The sequence below is a fragment of the Marinomonas sp. IMCC 4694 genome (assembly GCF_008122525.1).
Lineage (GTDB): Bacteria > Pseudomonadota > Gammaproteobacteria > Pseudomonadales > Marinomonadaceae > Marinomonas.
Genome location: NZ_VSRV01000001.1, coordinates 1,601,932 through 1,620,182 on the forward strand (window position 1 = coordinate 1,601,932; position 18,251 = coordinate 1,620,182).

The following is an 18,251-nucleotide window of genomic DNA, read 5'->3' on the forward strand; positions in this document are numbered from 1 at the left end:
TTAATTATATATGAGAGGGTCAATAACGTGAAATTATATACTTCTACCCAATTGGAAGTGCGCCCCATGCGCCATCATCCCATGATGCTAACAGCGATTGCTATTGCTGTTTCGACGTCCTTGTCGAGCCAGGTTTTGGCGGAAACGGTTGGCTTAAGTACGTTAGTCATCGAGGAAACGCAGTTAGCGAGTGATGCAAACCCTTACAGCGAACAGGGAGCCCCTTATAAAGCGAAAAAAATGTCCGATTCTAAATACACTCGCGATATTGCAGAAACCCCTAAAACCATCACTGTGCTGACGAAAGAGACCCTTGAAGAATCGGGTAAAACTGACTTGGAAAGTATTCTAAGTGCTCAACCTGGTATCACCTTGGGAACCGGCGAAGGCGGTAACTCATTTGGTGATCGTTATATTATTCGTGGCTATGAGGCTCGTAGTGATGTTTACACCGATGGTTTGCGCGAACCGGGCTTGATTTCCCGTGAAACCTTTGCTCTTGAGCAAGTGGAAATTTCAAAAGGCCCAAGTTCAACGTTTGGCGGTCGTGGCACAACTGGGGGAGCGGTAAACTCGGTGACGAAAAAAGCGTCCTACAACGATGATTTCACCACGCTTGGTGGTACAGTGGGTACGGACAATAAGCAACGTATTACGGTAGATACGAACAAAGTGATCAACGATAGCTTGGCGTTCCGTCTGAATGCCTTGAGCTCCACCTCGGACACAGATAGGGTGAATAACGCCCTCGATCAAGAAGGTTTTTTGATTTCTGGTGTGTATGAGCCCAATGCCGATATCACCTTCAGCGCCGATTATTATTACTTTAGAGCCAGCGATAAAGAAGATGTTGGTCATGTGTTAGACCGAACTACGCAAGCGTTCAAAGCATACGAGTATGTTGGTCAAGAGGGTCTTGATTTTAAAAACAGTGAAGCGGATATTGCGACGATCAAGGTGGATGCGTATTTAAGTGAAGATCTGCGCATCGAAAATAAAACACGTTTTGGTGACGTTGTGAATGAATACATAGTGTCAGCCTATGATTCACGCTTTACAAATGGGTTGAGAAGTTTCACTGGGTGGCAAGAGAGCCGTTATGTTGGAAACCAAACCAATGTTATTTTCGATACGCAGCTTTTTGGAAAGTCGCATTCTATCGTGTCAGGGGTTGAATACGCCAATGAGGAGACCCGTCTTGGAAGCTACACGGTAGCATCAACCAACACGTTCACACTAGACCCCTATCATGCAGAGAACAATTTGTGGGAAGGGACGATTGATCGGAAAAGTACCAGTGGTGCGACAGTTAAAACCCTGTCTTTGTATTTGATGGACACCGTGACGGTATCAGACAGCCTAGAATTGCATGGCGGTATTCGTTATGACCATTTTGATTATGAAGCCTCCATAGCGCCTACAACAAGCCGGCGCGAGCCCGTTGCGGCCAAGCAATACGATTTTTCGGATGGCTTTTTCAATGGGCATTTCGGGGCCGTCTTTTCACCGTGGGAACACGGTAACCTCTACGCGACATGGTCAACATCATCTAATATTAATGGCGGTGAAGTCGATTCGTTATCCAATTGTGGCTATGGTGGTGTTTGTGTTGACTCAAATGGGAACTACACCAACGCAGAACCGGAACAGTCGACTAATTTAGAATTAGGGACAAAATGGAACCTTTTGAATCACAAATTATTGCTCACCGCTGCGCTCTTCCAAGTCACAAAAGATAAAGTAATTGAAGGTGGAAATGACTCCTACACATCCGGTGGTTCTTTGAATACGGGTAAAAACCGCGTGGAAGGTGTGGAGTTTGGATTATCTGGTAACCTGACCGATAAACTAAGCGCTCAAGCGGGCCTAGCGTTGATGAAGTCCAACACTCTTGCGTCTTATGACCAAGACAACGTGGGTCAGCCTAAGGCTAACTTCGCCGATCAAAGTGTCAATGTTCAAGTCAAATATCAGTTAACACCTCGATTTGCTATGGGGGCAATCGCCACGTACTCTGGTGAGATGTTAGGAGGCCAACCTGATGAAGCGGCTGATTCAGATACGAAGATAAGAACACCTTCTTATTCTGTCTACGATGTGTTTGCAACCTATCAAGTGAGCGATCACTTTGATTTGCAGGCTAATGTTCAAAATATTGCCGACAAAGACTATTACACCGCCATATACCGAGGTGGCAGTATTGCTTACTTAGGGGCGGGTCGCTCTGCCAGTGTGACGGCGAAATATAAGTTCTAATAGCGTTAAATCAATTAGTACTTGTATCAAACGCAATCAGATCCCCTTCTGGTTGCGTTTGTTTTTGTTGGTTAAAGAATGAATTAAAGAATTAAGGAACGTCATGTTGATTACGCTTCGCAATGTATTGTCTGGCCATGAGATTAAGCAATATAGACAATATTTTGCCAATTTAAACTGGCTTGATGGCGCACAAAGTGCAGGGCAGCAAGCTCTATCTGTAAAGCAGAATGAACAACTGGACCCTAAGGATAAAATCACCCAACAGTTGGGTGACCACATACTCCAAGCTTTGGCTAACTCTCCCCAATTCGTTTCAGCGGCGTTACCGCTAAAAATTTTCCCTCCTATGTTTAATCGCTATCAAAATGGCGGCTATTACGGTTGGCATGTGGATAATGCCATTAGAATCATCCCCGACACGCCGGTTAGACTAAGAACGGATTTATCGGCAACCTTGTTCCTCAATGATCCTGAAGAATACGAAGGGGGGGAGCTCTGTGTGAAAGACCATTATGGGGAGCATCGCGTTAAGTTGTCAGCAGGGGACCTTGTGCTTTACTCTTCGACAAGTTTGCATCAAGTCACACCCGTAACAAAAGGTCAGCGCGTTGCCAGTTTTTTTTGGGTTGAAAGTATGATTCGTGACCATGAGTTGCGTGACATTCTTTACGACCTTGATCAGAGCATTCAATCATTAGGGACGGGTTCTGGCATTGAGAACCCTGATGTGGTGAATTTGAGTGCTTTGTATCACCGTTTAATACGCTTGAATGTGGATACCTAAATGACAAAATTAACCATTCCAAACGATGCCCTGTGTGTGGCGGATTATCAGCGTTTAGCTAAAAAATGCTTACCCCATCCTATTTTTGAGTATGTGTATGGCGGTGGTGGCGACGAATTTACGATGCAGCGCAACCGTGACGCCTTCGATAAGTTGGCTATTTGGCCGCGAGTGCTAAATGATGTTACGCATGGAACCACATCAACCACTGTGTTGGGGGCGACTTGGCGAACCCCAATGATGTTGGCCCCCGTTGCCTTTCAAACAATGGCCCACGAACAAGGTGAATGGGCGACGGCAGAAGCGGCAAGTGCGTTGGAAGTAGGCATGATGACCAGTACGCTATCGAGCCGTTCGCTTGAATCCATCAGCAAAAAAATAACGAGCCCAAAATGGTTTCAGTTATATTGGCAGATAGACCGTACGTTTAATATAGCGCTGGTTCGTCGCGCAGAGAAAGCGGGGTATTCAGCGCTTGTGGTAACGGTTGACTCAGCCATTCATGGTATTCGAAATCGTGCGCAACGGGCAGGATTTGTTCTTCCAGAGGGTGTAGAAGCGGTCAACCTGACTGATCGCCCTCCGCTGCCTTCCAAGGCCTTTACGCCAGATCAAAGCATTGTCTTTCAAGGTATGATGAGTGAAGCTCCCACCTGGGAAGACATTACTTGGCTGATTCAACAGACGTCATTGCCCGTTATTATAAAGGGTATTTTGCACCCCAGTGATGCATTAAAAGCAAAAGCCATTGGCGCAAAAGGGGTGGTTATTTCTAATCACGGTGGGCGAACCTTGGATTGTGTACCAAGTGCGATTGATGTATTGCCAGCCATTCGTGAACAAGTAGGAAACGATTTTGTTGTCTTAATGGATGGTGGCATCCAGCGTGGCACCGATGTGTTTAAAGCCCTTGCATTGGGTGCAAATGCGGTTTTAATTGGTCGGCCCCAGCTCTATGCGTTAGCGGTAGCCGGCGCGGTTGGGGTTGCGCATATGTTGCGCATTCTCCGAGAAGAGCTGGAAGTCACCATGGCGCTTGCAGGGACGGCCAGAGTTCAAGATATTACAACCGCTTCACTATATTACCCACACTGAGGCATTAGCAAAGCCTGGGCAAACGGTTGAATGAATTGACATCAGCATGTTTGCCCTAGGTAAAAGGGAAAAGGGTTATTTCCAGCCGCCTTTGTTCATTAATTCGACGGCTAGTCGGTTATTTTCTCCAAGTGACTTCAAAGGTAAGGTGTCGGCTTTAAACGCACCAAAAGGCGCCAAACTGTTGGGGAAAGCCACACTCTCAAGAACTGGGTATTCGGTGTTAGCTTGCGCATACCAAGTTTGGCTTTGTTCACTTGTGAGAAACTCTATTAGGCGCCTAGCGTTACGGGTATTCGACGCGGAGGCCGTCATGGCAATGCCGCTGACATTAACGTGGGCGCCACGTTCACCGATCGATTGGTTGGGCCAAAAGAGAGCCACCTGATCGTAGATCGCCCGCTCATCGGCTAAGTCACTCTGGCCCAAGCGCCCATAGTAATAGGAGTTGGCAAGAGTGACATCGCACACCCCCACGGACACGGCCTTTAACAAATCAGTATCCCCACCAAATGGTGGGCGGGATAAGTTGCTGACAAACCCTTGTATCCACGCCAGAGTGTTTGCTTCTCCTTTTGCAGCGATCATGGACGCTACGAGCGACTGATTATAAATATTAGAAGAAGAGCGTGTGCATAATCTGCCTTTCCATTTGGCGGCGGATAAGTCCTCATACGTGGACAGTTCCGAGGCGTCCACTTTAACACGGTTATAAAAAATGATTCTTGCCCTTTGAGATAATCCATACCAGTAGCCATCAGGGTCACGAAGGTGCGAAGGTACGGCTTTGTCTAGCTCATCGGTTTGAACGGTGCGCAATACGCCGGCTTCTTTTGCTCTGAAAAGCCGACCTGCATCAACGGTAATGAAAATATCCGCAGGGCTGGCATCCCCTTCGGCTTTTAGGCGGTTGAGTAGCTGGTCAGCGTCACCGGTAACTAGGTTGACATTCACTCGATATTGTCTTGCGAATGCATCCAATGCCGGTGCAATAAGGGCTTCCTTTCGTGCTGAGTAGACATTAACCTCACCGCTAGCACTGGAAGTCGCGGGGGTTAAAGCGAGTAACGTGGTGCTTAAAACGGGGATAATCAAGCGTGTGGTTTGAGTGTATGATGGCATGTGAAAAGTCACTATAGGGTCTCTTTATGATAATAATAATGAATACTATATAGTTTTATTCTAAATGAAAATCATTTTCTTTAACGCAGAGCATTTTGTGTTTTCATGGATGAAAAAGCCTAAAGGCTGCGTTCAATGTCAAACAAAGCACACACAGTCACGGTTAAATCATAGACAATCGTGACAGCCATTTAGTCAGTTGAAAGCCTAAAATGTCATTCAGTTTTTGGGCGCTGGCTTTGAGTGCTTTGGCTGTATCATGGTTCATGCGTTTACCGGCGATAATGACCCAATTACCACTGCCGGTATCGAGTGCTCTGACGTCATTAAAGTAAATTTTAATAATATTCGTAAGTTCTTGATTGTATTTATCATCGACCCAGCAATTTAAAGCCAGCCACCCATCTTCTTTAATATTGTCAGCGCAATTTTTTATAAAGCTCGCTTGCAAGACCGATCTATCCATTCCGTTGGTGTTATAAAGATCCGTCATCAGTAAATCGACTTTTTTGGGTAACCCCTCAGCCACATAATCAATGGCATTGGCGACTTCTAAGGTAATCCGCTTTCCTCTAGGCAGTTTAAAATGCATGTCCGCGGCGTCCATAACGTCTTGGCGCAGTTCGACGGCGGTCAAATGAATGGCCGGCACACTATGATGTAACGCATGAAGGAGGGCGCCACCACCAAGGCCTAAGATGCAGACGCGTTTTGGTTCACAAAATAAGAGGGGTAGCATCATGGCCTGGGTGTATTCATGCTGTAATACATGAGGTGTTGACAGTCGAATACGGCTTTGCTCATCCCCTTCTGCAAAGGATAATATACGGTATTGGCCGTCATCGAAGACCCGAATGGGGCCAAGATCATCGGCGCTGTCGTGCAATAAATTTTGGTGGTTCATGGGAGTCCTATTGTGTGATCAAGCTAACAAAACAGTGATGTTTATGGCGTGTTTGCGTCTCTCAAGTGTTTCAGTAGCGTTTGTATCGGGTGAGGGAGGTTGGCATCGTCGAAACGTTTAGCCTGACTGCGACACGAATACCCTGTTGCTACCAACTTACCCAGCAATGCGGGTGCTGTCACTTTGTCTTTCCAAGATGCATCGTAGACAGTTTTAGAGGTCTCTTGATTAGCGGTTTCATGCCCATAGGTCCCCGCCATGCCGCAGCAACCCACAGTTTCAACCATTAGCGTCAACCCTAATATACCATATACTTTTTGCCAGTCTTGAATGGACGCGGCGGCATTGGTTTTTTCAGTGCAGTGAGTCATCAGATGATAGGTACTGTTTTCGCACATTAATGGCTGTTTGATAAGGTGGTCTGATTTTTTAATCAGCCATTCTTGCATAAGCAGGATCTCTGGCACTTGTCGGCTGTCGCCAAAGGTTTTAGCGTATTCAGAACGATAGGTTAGCGTCATGGAAGGCTCGATACCAATAAAAGGTAAACCATAAAACGACAGGCTTTGCAGCATGTCTAAATTTTTACGGGCAGTCCTATGAAAGGCTTTCATGAAACCATGCACATGCAAAGGTTTGCCATTTGGCAGGTAGGGGGCTAGATACGCTTGAAAGCCCAGCCGGCTGAGGGTTTCCATAGTATCGAGCACTAATTCAGTGTCAAAGTAACTGGTAAACGCATCTTGCACGACAATAACCGCGCGCGATCTGTCTTTTGGGCTGAGTGACTCGATAGCGAGCGGGGTCGCTAAACGAATACCACGGCGCGACATTTCTTTTTTCAAATTGAGTGCGCTCAGTGATGGGTTGTCAGTCAAGCCGACATAGTTACGACTAAAGTGATTGACCCAGCGACGGCTGACGAGCCAATTATAAGGCGTCGGAAACCGTGCCATCATAGGCATCAAGAATTCGAGTGAGCCGATCAGGTAGTCTTTTGCGGGTCTTAAGTAGCGACTGTAATAAAGCTCTAAAAATTTCGCCCTAAACTCAGGCACATCTACTTTAATAGGGCATTGGCCCACACAGGACTTGCACGCCAAACACCCCATCATGGACTCGTGAACTTCATTGGAGAAGTCGTATACGCCCCGACGTTTGGCAAGTGTATTTTTAAGCCTTGGAATGAAGCTCATGACAAACCCCGTGTCTTTTGCTTCTTGGCTTGCCTTTACCGTATCCACCCCTTTTTCACTCATACCACGCAGCCACTCCCGCATTAAAGATGCTCGGCCCTTTGGAGTATGGCGCCGATCCCGGGTGCCTTTCCAAGAAGGGCACATGGCATCGTTTGGATCAAAATTATGACATGCACCATTGCCGTTGCAGTACATCCCCTCTTTAAAATGCTCTCGATTCTGGATGGGAATTTGTCGATCAAATTGGCCTCGAAAGGGCACTGCATCAATTTTGAGCAAATTCACCCCTAATTCAAACGGCGTAGCGATTTTACCAGGGTTTAGCTGGTTACGCGGATCAAATGCGCTCTTTACTTGCTGAACGCTAGGATAAAGCGCACCAAAAAACGCAGGGGCGTATTCAGATCGAACGCCTTTGCCGTGTTCACCCCAGAGCAATCCATTGTATTTTTGTGTGAGAGCAACGACTTTGTCGGTGATCGCTCGGATCATGGGCTCTTGAGTTTCGTCTTTTAAATCCAATGCGGGGCGAACGTGCAAGACCCCTGCGTCCACATGACCAAACATGCCGTATTGCACGTTATAACTGTCTAAAACCGCACGAAATTCCATAATGAAATCGGCTAGGTTTTCAGGTGGTACGGCCGTGTCTTCAACAAAGGGAATTGGGCGTTTGTCACCTTTTGCATTGCCGAGCAAGCCTACGGATTTTTTACGCATCCCCCAAATTTTCTCGACCCTTTCATGGCCCATGGCCAGGGTATATCCCAGCATGCTGCTGCCTTTTTGATGAGCAAGCTCATCAAGGTGTTTTGTCAGCTGTTTGATTTTATGGGTAACCATTTGCTCGTTATCGCCGGTGTATTCGACTAAATTAATGCCTTGAATATCTTCGCCTGCTGTTTCAGGGAAAAACTCAGCAACAGAATCCCAAATAATGTCGCCTTTTGCGAGCCCAAGTACTGTTGAGTCGACTGTTTCAATCGATGTCGGTTTTGCCGCCAACAACTCGCGTGCGTGACGAAGTGAGCCTTCAAAGCTGTCGTAACGGATATTCACCAAAGCGGCATAGGTTGGTATGGGCAATAAGTTGACTTTGGCCTCCACGATAAAGCCCAGCGTGCCTTCTGAACCACACAACACGGAGTTCATGTTGAACTGACCTTCTTCGGTACGAATGTGCGCCAAATCGTAACCGGTTAAGCAGCGGTTTAAGGCTGGAAAGGTATCTTTAATTTCTTGTGCTTTATTTTTTTGAATACCGTCAACGACGCGATGAGCGAAAGCGGAATAATCACTGCCGCTTTGAATGTCTCTGAGGGTTTCATCGTCGATAGGCGCAGAATGGAGAATTTCTCCGTCCAATAAAACCGTTTTGAGAGACAACACATGGTCACGGGTTTTGCCGTACATAACAGAGCCTTGACCACTGGCGTCTGTGTTGATCATGCCGCCAATGGTGGCCCGATTGCTGGTCGATAATTCAGGGGCGAAAAACAGCCCATGTGGCTTGATGGCTGCGTTGAGTTGGTCCTTGACAACACCCGCTTCTACTCGAGCCCACCCTTCTTTGACATTGATTTCAAGAATTCGATTCATGTGTTTGGATAGATCGACTACCAAACCATCGGTTAAAGACTGGCCATTAGTACCAGTACCACCGCCTCTGGGGCTAAAAACGATATCGTTAAAATCGTCGGTGTTAGACAGTGTCACAAGGCACTGTATATCAGCTACGGTTTTAGGATAAATAACACCTTGAGGCAAAACCTGATAGATAGAGTTGTCAGTGGATGAAACCACACGGTTCGCATAGTCGGGGTTGGTTTCCCCAGAAAAACCAGAGGCTCTCAATCGCTCGATGAAAGAGAGGTATTTTGCCTGAACAGGCGAGACTTCAGAAAGTATTGGAATCATATTCCATCTCCACATAGGATGAATGCACCGACTTTAACAAAAAACCGCCATGGCGGCATGGTTAAAAATCGAATAATTCAGCCGATTTAAATGCGTGCCGTGTTTAAAGGGTAGAGCGCGCCGATACAGCTTCTTCGCTGTGTTATTGTAGTGATTTAAATACTGTTTTTTGGGAGGGGCTTTGTGTCTCTGTTTCAATCTCTTGTGCTACCAGCACCTTGCCAGTCTCGTGATCGCCCCTATGAATTAACCTTGTATCGCGGCGATCTTGAGCACCCACGTGCGCCAGGCAATAAATGGCATAAGCTCCAATATCATTTACAAGCGGCTTCGCAGCAAGAGGCAAGGGTTATTGCGACTTGGGGTGGCCCGTTTTCCAATCATTTGCACGCTTTTGCCGCCACGCTCTGTACACAGCCATTCAGTGCTGTGGCCGTGGTGCGTGGTGAATTACAGCCTAAATTGACCCCAACTTTACATGATTTGGTCGATCAGAATGTAGAGCTTTGGCCATCGTCAAGGGCCGATTATCGCTTAGGTGAGGAAGCCGAAGTGGTTCAAAAAATCAACGCGATGTATCGGTCAGTGTATTGGATTCCAGAAGGGGGAGGCGGGCGGCTGGGGGCTCAAGGATGCCAAGACTGGGCGCAACAGATTCACCAACAAAACCCTCACTTCGATGCGTGGGTGGTGTCATCGGGCACGGGTACAACCGCCGCCGGTTTGCTTGCCTACGAGCAGGCTCCTGACCTTCAAGTGTTCAGCGCGCTAAAAGGTGAGCCGAGCCAACGAAATGCCATTTTGACGGTAGCGCAGTTGTTAACGCCATCCCCTCTCAAAACGTTATCGGATAAGTTGTTTTTTCACCATACAGCGCACCAGGGAGGCTACGCCAAACACAGTGAAGCATTGAGACATTTTATGATCGATTTCGCTAAAATCAACCCAAATGCCACACTTGACCCCGTGTATACCTGCAAAAGTATGTTTGCGGTAATGTCTGCTATGAGAGCAGGCACATGGCCGTATCGGCGAACCTTATTTATTCATACCGGCGGTTTACAGGGATGGCGGGGGTTTTCAAAAAGTGACAATCCCTTTGAGGGTTCAACGTGATAGCGAAAATGCGCACCTTCATGTTAAAGTGGCGCAACTCAGGCAAACCCCCACTGTTTTAATGATGACTGTTTTGTATACTTTCGTGGGGTGGTTTGTTGGCATCGATAAACGAAAAGAGAGTGACACATGAGTCTTTTTAGACGTGTTGGTATTATTGCTCGGTTAGATAAGCCTCAAATTCTTGATACGGTTAAGAAATTGATGGAGTATCTCCAAGATGAAAACGTAGCGCCGGTGTTGGAAGGTGAACTTGCGGCGATGATGCCGGGTATAAAAGTCGCATCTGCGCCGCTCAAAGCGCTTGGCGATCACTGTGATATGGTCATGGTAGTGGGTGGGGATGGCAGTTTTTTAGGCGCTGCTAGGGCCATTTGTCATTATGATATTCCTGTTCTTGGCATTAACCGAGGCACGCTTGGTTTTTTGACCGACGTATCGCCTCATAACCTTAAAGAAGAGTTAGACCCTATTCTTCGTGGCGAATATCACGAAGAAAAGCGCTTTATGATCGAAGCAAAAATCAAGCGTCAAAATCGACCAAGTGGAGAAGGTATTGCTTTGAATGATCTGGTGCTTCACCCGGGGAAGTCGGCCAGAATGATTCGCTTTGATTTGTTCATCGACGATCAATTTGTGATGAACCAAAAATCCGATGGTTTGATCGTTGCAACACCAACCGGTTCAACCGCCTATGCTTTGTCGGCTGGTGGTCCTATCATGTTGCCTAAACTTGACGCCTTGGTTTTGGTTCCGATGCACCCTCATACCCTAAGTAATCGCCCCATCGTGATTGATGCGAATGCGCGCATACGAATCGTCGTCAGTGAGTCAAACTTGACGTATCCGAGCGTCAGCTGTGATGGCCAGCTTAATATTACCGCGGCGCCAGGCGATGAAATCCACATCACCAAAAAAGCCGGTAACATTCGCCTTATCCATCCCAAAAACCATGATTTTTATAATGTCTGTCGTGATAAATTAGGCTGGCAATCCAGTTATCGACCTTAATCTTTTAAAAAAGGGTACTTTCAGGGCTCTATGTATTTTGTTTATCAGTTTCAACAAGCAGAAGACCCAAAAGGGTTAACCGAGGCTTTGTGGCGCCACAAAATTGCACACCAAATTGTGTTAAATAAGGCTCATAACGAACTTTGGATAATGGATCCTCAGCAACTTCCCACCGTTAAATCTTTGTTTGAGTTATGGCAGCAAGACCCGATTTTAGTACAAAAAGCCCATTTTGAGCCTGTGGCTACCTCGCTTCATTCTGGTGAGCGAGGTTTGCTCTCTCAAGTAAGATCGGCCCCTGTCACCTCTATCGTTTTGGTGTTAACCGTCTTGGTGGCGCTATTGACGCAACTAGGCGGTGATTTGAACTCCGTTGGGTATTTCTCAATAAGTCCGCTCGAAATTAGAAATGGGCAAATTTACTTTTTCACCTTGTCACAAGTCGTTGATAAACACGAATACTGGCGTTTTTTTTCGCCGGCTTTGTTGCACTTTAGTGTGCTTCATATTGTGTTTAATACCTTGTGGATATGGGATATTGGCGGCAAATTAGAGCGCATATTAGGCTCATTTGTCTGGAGCCTAGGTGTCGTTATTATTGCCGTGCTCAGTAACGTTTTACAGTACTACATTAGCGGCTATCCATTGTTTGGAGGCTTGTCGGGCGTCGTGTATGGGTTAATCGGCTTTGCTTGGTTACTTCCTTTATTAGATAAACATTGGCCAACCTTGATCAGCCAACAATTGATGGCGTTTTTTATGGTCTGGCTGGCTGTTGGATATACGCCTTTGCCTGAGATGCTGGGGTTAGGGGGGATCGCCAACACGGCGCATACTATTGGCTTGTTATCCGGCATCACTCTTGCGGTGGTGTATGGGTTACTAACGAGGTTGATTGCAAGAAATACGCATCCGCAGTGAATCAACAGATCTATTGAAGAGAGAAACAGTAATGAACTTTAAAGAAATGATCGACAACATGTCACCGGAAGTTTATGTCAAATTAAAACAAGCGGTAGAGCTGGGTAAATGGCCAAATGGCGTACGTTTAACCCCTGATCAAACTGAATTGTGCTTACAGGCCATTATTACGTACGATTACGCCAACAAAGACGAAAAAGACCGTGTCGGCTACATTGACACAACGGGGCATAAAAACATCGGCGGTAAAGAAGCCAAAAAAGAAGAAGAAACGATTAAATGGGTAGGCGACAGTTCTGAGGGACAGTCTTAATGTTACATGGTAACTTAAAAAAAATGTCCACCGAAGTGATGGATAAGCAGGTTTCTTATTATCTTGACTTAGGTGGCCAGCGAGTTGCGGTAAATGATCTTTTGTCAAAAAAAATTGCTTTAAACATTGATGGCACCATCCACTGCACGCATTGTAAAAAAGTCACTAAAAAATCGTTTAGCCAAGGCTTCTGTTACAACTGTTTCCGTAAGTTAGCTGCATGTGACGTGTGTATTATGAGCCCTGAAAAGTGCCACTTTCACTTAGGCACATGCCGTGAACCTGAATGGGCAGAACAATACTGTATGCAAAGCCATTACGTCTATTTGGCGAACTCTTCTGCTTTAAAAGTCGGCATAACACGGGGAGATCAATTACCAACCCGTTGGATTGACCAAGGGGCGACCCAAGCTCGTGCGCTATTTCGGGTACAAAATCGCCGCATGTCGGGGCTGGTTGAGACCCTGTTTAAAACCCTTGTTGCGGACAAAACCAATTGGCGAAACATGCTGAGAGGTAACATCATGCCGATGGACCTTGAATATGAACAAGAACGATTAATCGGACAGTTATATGAAGGCTTAGATTCATTGCAACGTGAATTTGGTTTGCAATCAATCACCGATTTATCAGATGAAAATGAAACGCATGCGTTCATTTACCCTGTTATAGAATACCCTACAAAAATAGCCAGCTTAAACGCCGAAAAAACGCCTTTAATAGAGGGCACCTTAATGGGCATAAAAGGCCAATATTGGCTACTCGATACCGGCGTGATCAATATTCGTAAGTACACCGGTTACCAAGCGACACTGACCTTTTAGGAGCGAGCACACATGAAAGAGAGTCAACCTTCGGCGATTTATTTAAAAGATTACACGGTACCGCCTTTTTTAATCGACAAAACAGAATTGACATTCGATCTGGACGAAGCAACGACGATTGTTACGTCCCGTTTGCATATGCGTCGCAACCCAGCATCGGGGAAATCGACCGCGCCACTCATACTAGACGGCGGTGAAGACGTTAAGCTCATTGGTGTGGCTATGGACGACTATGCCTTGCCACCCGAAGAATATCGTATAAGCGAAAATAAGCTCATTATTACTGCCACAGCGGACGAATTCGTCTTAACGTGTGAAACCCTGATTGAGCCCCAAAACAATACACGGCTTGAAGGTTTGTACCGTTCTTCTTCGATGTTTTGCACACAGTGTGAAGCCGAAGGCTTTCGCCACATTACGTATTATTTGGATCGCCCTGACGTCATGTCGGTCTTTACCACGACAATTATTGCAGATGAATCTCGCTACCCTGTCATGCTCTCTAATGGTAACGAAGTAGAACGTGGAAAAACCGACGAAGGCAAAACGGTCGTTGTTTGGCACGACCCTTTCCCAAAGCCAGCGTATTTATTTGCCTTGGTAGCAGGGGACTTAGCGGTTAAAAAAGATGTTTTTACTACACAAAGCAATCGCGATGTTGCTTTGCAAATTTTTACTGAATCTCACAACATTGACAAAGTCGATTACGCGATGGAAGCGCTTAAACGCTCTATGCGTTGGGACGAAGAAGCCTATGGACGCGAATACGATTTAGATATCTTTATGATCGTTGCTGTCGACGATTTCAACATGGGCGCAATGGAAAACAAAGGCCTAAATATTTTCAATTCGTCTTGTCTATTGGCCAGCCCAGAAACGACGACCGACGACAGTTACTTACGAGTTGAGGCCATTGTTGCCCACGAATACTTCCACAACTGGTCGGGCAATCGCGTGACCTGTCGAGATTGGTTTCAATTAAGCCTAAAAGAAGGCTTCACTGTGTTTCGTGATCAGACGTTTTCAGCCGACATGCATTCTGCCACCGTCAAACGCGTTGAAGATGTGTCTTTTTTAAAGACCGCCCAATTTGCTGAAGACGCCGGCCCCATGGCACACCCTGTTCGCCCCGCGTCTTTTATTGAAATTTCTAATTTTTATACGTTAACTGTGTATGAAAAAGGTTCGGAAATTGTCCGCATGATTCACACCTTATTAGGTGAGGAAAAATTCCGCGCAGGGTCGGATTTGTATTTTGATCGACACGATGGGCAGGCGGTTACCTGCGACGATTTTGTCGCCGCAATGCAAGAGGCATCCGGAGTGGATCTAACCCAGTTCAAGCGCTGGTATTCGCAAGCAGGAACACCGATTGTCACGGTGACTGACGAATTTGACTCGGCAACGGGTACTTATCGCTTAACCATGAAGCAAGAAACGCCAGCAACACCTGGCCAACCCACTAAATTGCCTCTGCACATTCCGGTTCGCGTAGGGCTACTAGACGAGCAGGGAATACCATTATCATCGGTGGTAGAAAACCTCCAAGCTGACGAGCATGTATTGCATTTGACACAGGCCGAGCAAACTATCGAGTTTACCGGGTTAAGTTGCCAGCCTGTGCCGTCGTTATTACGTGGTTTTTCCGCTCCGGTTAAATTGCGTTACGACTACTCTTCAGCCGATTTGCTGTTGTTAATGTCGACTGACAGCGATGGTTTCAATCGTTGGAGCGCTGCACAGCAATTGGCGGTCAATGAGCTAACCACTTTAATGAGTCAGGCGATTGACGGTAAGCCGCTTGAAGTCGACTCGCAACTGGCGCAAGGTTTTAGTACCTTGTTACACGATGACACGCTGGATCCGGCGATGGTGGGCTTGATTCTTTCCCTGCCTAGCCAAGCATACTTGTCTGAGTTGGCTAACCCCATTTATCCTGCACAGATCAAGCAAGCACGGGAGTATTTGAAACGCCAGCTAGCGAATACTTTATCGGCCGAATTTGAACGTACTTATCATCTCCATAGTATAAAGGGCGATTATCAGCCTACCGCCGAGCACATTGCACACCGCTCATTGAAGAATATTGCGCTTTCTTATTGGGTAGAAACAAAAAGTGAGCGGGCTCAACTTGCCGTGTCACACCAATTTGAGTCTGCCGATAACATGACGGATCAATTTGCTGCCTTAGGAATGGCAGTGAGTGCGCAACTGGCTGCGGCGCCCGCTATGCTTGCGGCATTTTATGAGCAATGGAAAGATGAGCCGCTGGTGGTTAATAAGTGGTTGATGCTGAGCGCCAGTCAGGATCAAGACAATGCATTAGACACCGTAAAAAGCTTGATGTCCCATCCCGCATTCGACCTTAAAAACCCCAATAAAGTGCGTTCCGTGTTGGGTGGTTTTGGTCAAAGCGTGTCTGGATTCCACAAAGAAGATGGCAGTGGCTATCGTTTCTTAGCAGATCAAATTATTTTGCTAAACAAACGTAATCCGCAGATTGCGTCAAGACTCTGTACGCCATTAACGCGTTGGAAAAAACTTCAGCCGTTGTTGGGCGAGCAAATGAAAGGCGAGTTAGAACGTATCTTGGCGGAAGATTTATCCAAGGACGTATATGAAGTCATTTCGAAAAGTTTGGTGTAAATAAACGCTACATAGCCCGCCTTTGCCAAGCCTTTTTGTGTCGCATCATAGCGTGAAATAGGCTTGGCTTTTGATCGCTTCTTTGCATTCTAAGCGTAAATCTGTCATAAGAGAGGCAATCTAACCTATTGTCGACCTTGAGTTTGTTAAGGAGCGAAAAATGAAACCCTGTAAAATGATGGTGCTTCCTATTGCATTGGGCGTGCTACTTTCTGCCTGCAGTACTTCCTCTCGTCAGCAGAGTGAGTCTGAACTTGTGTCGGATGCGAAAGAGCAAGCTGTTATCGTTGTGCCATCGCAAACCTTATCGTCGCAATCTGTTTCGCCACGTTCTATTCCATCACCCTTGTCAGAGGGTAACGGTATTGCTGTGCCGAAGTTGCCAGTTATGCGCCCTAAAGTTGACAGTAATCTCGCTAAAATCGAGACGTTAACATTGAAAATTGCGTCTTTGGGTGATGATATACAATCAAAAAATGCCTTGATTCTTTCACTTCAGCAGCAGCTTGACGATAAAGGACAACAGCTGTTCTTGTTGAACCAATCTCTTGATGAAAAAGACCGTACTATATCAGAATTACAGAAAACGACGTCCAACGCTGAATTAATCGCGGCATTAGAAGCGCAAAAAGCCGCACGCGAAGAGCTTGAATCACGCTATACCGGATTGACGTTGGACAGTGATGTGTTGAAACGTCGTATCGCTCAATTAGAAAAAGACAACATCGCTTTGACTAATGAAAATACAAGGTTGAAGGCACAGGTTGCGCAATTGCAAACCCTGCCTGAGCCGATTTCTGCCCCTGCAACGGTTCAAGACAATCGCTTTGAAACAGGTTACTTAGCGTTACTGGACGAGAACCAATCCTTGCAACAAGAGTACTCCCGCTTGGAAGCAGACAATGAGTCAAACCAACAGCGTTTATCTTCGTTAAAAAATGAAAATCTCATTCTGGGCGGCGCTCTGTCAGACGCCAGAGCTCAACATCAGGTGCTTTGGGATAAAATTCGCTCGTTCGAGGTCAAGCAAGCACAACCGTTAGACACTTCAAAAACGCCGGTTAAAGCCATTATTACACCAACAAAATCAATCAGTGTGCCCTTGAATGCGTCGGTTACGGACGAAGCGCCACCGTCACAAATCATACCGCCTTTACAAACGACGGCTGCATTAAATTATGAGCGTGAAAATGCCCAGTTAAGACGCGATTTAGCGGATTTAAAAGCACGTGTAGAAAGGCAAAAGCGGGCGATTGCATCGTATCAGAACGACGTTGTGAAATTGGAAGCTTCGCTCGATGAAAGTGCCAATTATGAAGCGCGCTGGAAAGAGATGGACGCTAAGTTGGCACAAGCTCAGCAAAATAATACGGCGTTGTCGATCCAAGTTAATGTGGCACAAGAAGCACTAGCAACAAGTCAGCAAGCTCTTAAGTCCCTGGCGGATACGTTAGAAACGACTCAGCAAGCATTGCAATTGGAAGAAAATAAAGGGATTTCGGTAGCGGCATTAATCGATTCATTGGTACTGCAAACCAGCTCGACATTGAACAATGTGCAATGGCAATTGCCTAATGAAATAGCCTTGCATAATACGTTTGAGATTTTGGTGTCGGCTGATGTGCAACCGGCTTTATCTGGTCAAACATATTTTGCAGAATTGGTTACTGACAGTGACATTCAAATGATCAGTGATGGTGTTGCCAGTGCAGTGGTACAAAATGGTCGCTTACAATGGCGCTGGCGTGTGGCGGGACTCAATGAAAAACCAAAAGCCCAACTTAATTTATTCGTCACACAACAGATAAACTTTCAAGAGCAAGTGATTGAGCGACATCTCTATCGGGCTAATCAAACGCTGTCGCTTATCAATACAAACTTATTCGAAAAATACGGTTACTGGGGCATGGCTATTTTATTAGGACTATTAGGTGGTTTTCTTATCGGTCGTATTAATAAATCAAGAAACGCAGCTAACGCTTAAGATTCCCAGTCTAATAAGGCTTACTGATTTTTTAATTAAGTAAGCTTGCCTCTTAAAGTGTACGGTTTAACTTAAAAATCGTGCACTTTGATGTCTTCCTCGGATCATTCAATTCTTCATTACTTTTTTTCAACGCGAAATGCATGGCTTTTCGGT

13 protein-coding genes are annotated in these 18,251 nt (G+C 46.1%); 10 read left to right on the plus strand and 3 right to left on the minus strand.

The features are described from left to right. Positions 1-27: 27 nt before the first annotated feature. The 3 genes from FXV75_RS07350 to FXV75_RS07360 all read left to right on the plus strand — a co-directional run bounded on the left by FXV75_RS07350 (position 28) and on the right by FXV75_RS07360 (position 4,138). Positions 28-2,256: a TonB-dependent receptor gene (locus FXV75_RS07350; protein ID WP_148832053.1), complete on the plus strand. Its 2,229-nt coding sequence runs from the start codon at positions 28-30 to the stop codon at positions 2,254-2,256. 103 nt (positions 2,257-2,359) lie between these two features. Beyond that, positions 2,360-3,043 carry a Fe2+-dependent dioxygenase gene (locus FXV75_RS07355; protein ID WP_148832056.1) on the plus strand — a complete coding sequence of 228 codons (684 nt, stop codon included), beginning with the start codon at positions 2,360-2,362 and terminating at the stop codon, positions 3,041-3,043. Continuing rightward, positions 3,044-4,138: an alpha-hydroxy acid oxidase gene (locus FXV75_RS07360; RefSeq protein ID WP_148832059.1), complete on the plus strand. Its 1,095-nt coding sequence runs from the start codon at positions 3,044-3,046 to the stop codon at positions 4,136-4,138. 75 nt (positions 4,139-4,213) lie between these two features. Here the strand turns inward: FXV75_RS07360 and FXV75_RS07365 are convergent, their stop codons facing one another. The 3 genes from FXV75_RS07365 to FXV75_RS07375 form a co-directional block, all read right to left on the minus strand. Continuing rightward, entirely contained in the window at positions 4,214-5,260 is a 1,047-nt protein-coding gene (locus FXV75_RS07365) for an extracellular solute-binding protein (RefSeq protein ID WP_148832061.1), read from the minus strand. Positions 5,261-5,423: 163 nt separating this feature from the next. Beyond that, a complete protein-coding gene (locus tag FXV75_RS07370; protein ID WP_148832064.1) occupies positions 5,424-6,164 on the minus strand; it encodes a spermidine synthase in 741 nt (246 codons plus the stop codon). Positions 6,165-6,205: 41 nt separating this feature from the next. Beyond that, a complete protein-coding gene (locus FXV75_RS07375) occupies positions 6,206-9,280 on the minus strand; it encodes an FAD-binding and (Fe-S)-binding domain-containing protein (protein ID WP_148832067.1) in 3,075 nt (1,024 codons plus the stop codon). Positions 9,281-9,463: 183 nt separating this feature from the next. Here FXV75_RS07375 and FXV75_RS07380 point away from each other — a divergent pair, with 183 nt between their 5' ends. The 7 genes from FXV75_RS07380 (at position 9,464) to FXV75_RS07410 (ending at position 18,095) form a co-directional block, all read left to right on the plus strand. Next, on the plus strand, positions 9,464-10,396 hold the full coding sequence (locus tag FXV75_RS07380) for a 1-aminocyclopropane-1-carboxylate deaminase/D-cysteine desulfhydrase (RefSeq protein WP_148832069.1): 933 nt from the start codon (positions 9,464-9,466) through the stop codon (positions 10,394-10,396). Between the two features lie 129 nt (positions 10,397-10,525). Beyond that, positions 10,526-11,407, plus strand: a complete 882-nt coding sequence (locus tag FXV75_RS07385; RefSeq protein ID WP_148832071.1) for an NAD(+) kinase — start codon at positions 10,526-10,528, stop codon at positions 11,405-11,407. Positions 11,408-11,437: 30 nt separating this feature from the next. After that, positions 11,438-12,328 (plus strand): rhomboid family intramembrane serine protease, encoded by an 891-nt coding sequence (locus FXV75_RS07390; RefSeq protein ID WP_148832074.1) that lies wholly within the window; start codon positions 11,438-11,440, stop codon positions 12,326-12,328. 31 nt (positions 12,329-12,359) lie between these two features. Further along, the gene (locus tag FXV75_RS07395) at positions 12,360-12,641 is read left to right on the plus strand and encodes a YeaC family protein (protein ID WP_148832077.1); all 282 of its coding nucleotides are present in this window, start codon (positions 12,360-12,362) and stop codon (positions 12,639-12,641) included. Continuing rightward, positions 12,641-13,465: a DUF2797 domain-containing protein gene (locus FXV75_RS07400; RefSeq protein ID WP_148832079.1), complete on the plus strand. Its 825-nt coding sequence runs from the start codon at positions 12,641-12,643 to the stop codon at positions 13,463-13,465. The genes FXV75_RS07395 and FXV75_RS07400 overlap by 1 nt, the downstream gene beginning before the upstream one ends. Before the next feature lie 12 nt (positions 13,466-13,477). Further along, positions 13,478-16,111, plus strand: coding sequence for an aminopeptidase N (gene pepN, locus FXV75_RS07405; RefSeq protein WP_148832082.1), 2,634 nt, complete (start codon positions 13,478-13,480; stop codon positions 16,109-16,111). A 160-nt stretch (positions 16,112-16,271) separates the two neighbouring features. Next, positions 16,272-18,095 (plus strand): hypothetical protein, encoded by a 1,824-nt coding sequence (locus FXV75_RS07410; protein ID WP_148832085.1) that lies wholly within the window; start codon positions 16,272-16,274, stop codon positions 18,093-18,095. The last annotated feature ends 156 nt before the right edge of the window (positions 18,096-18,251 follow it).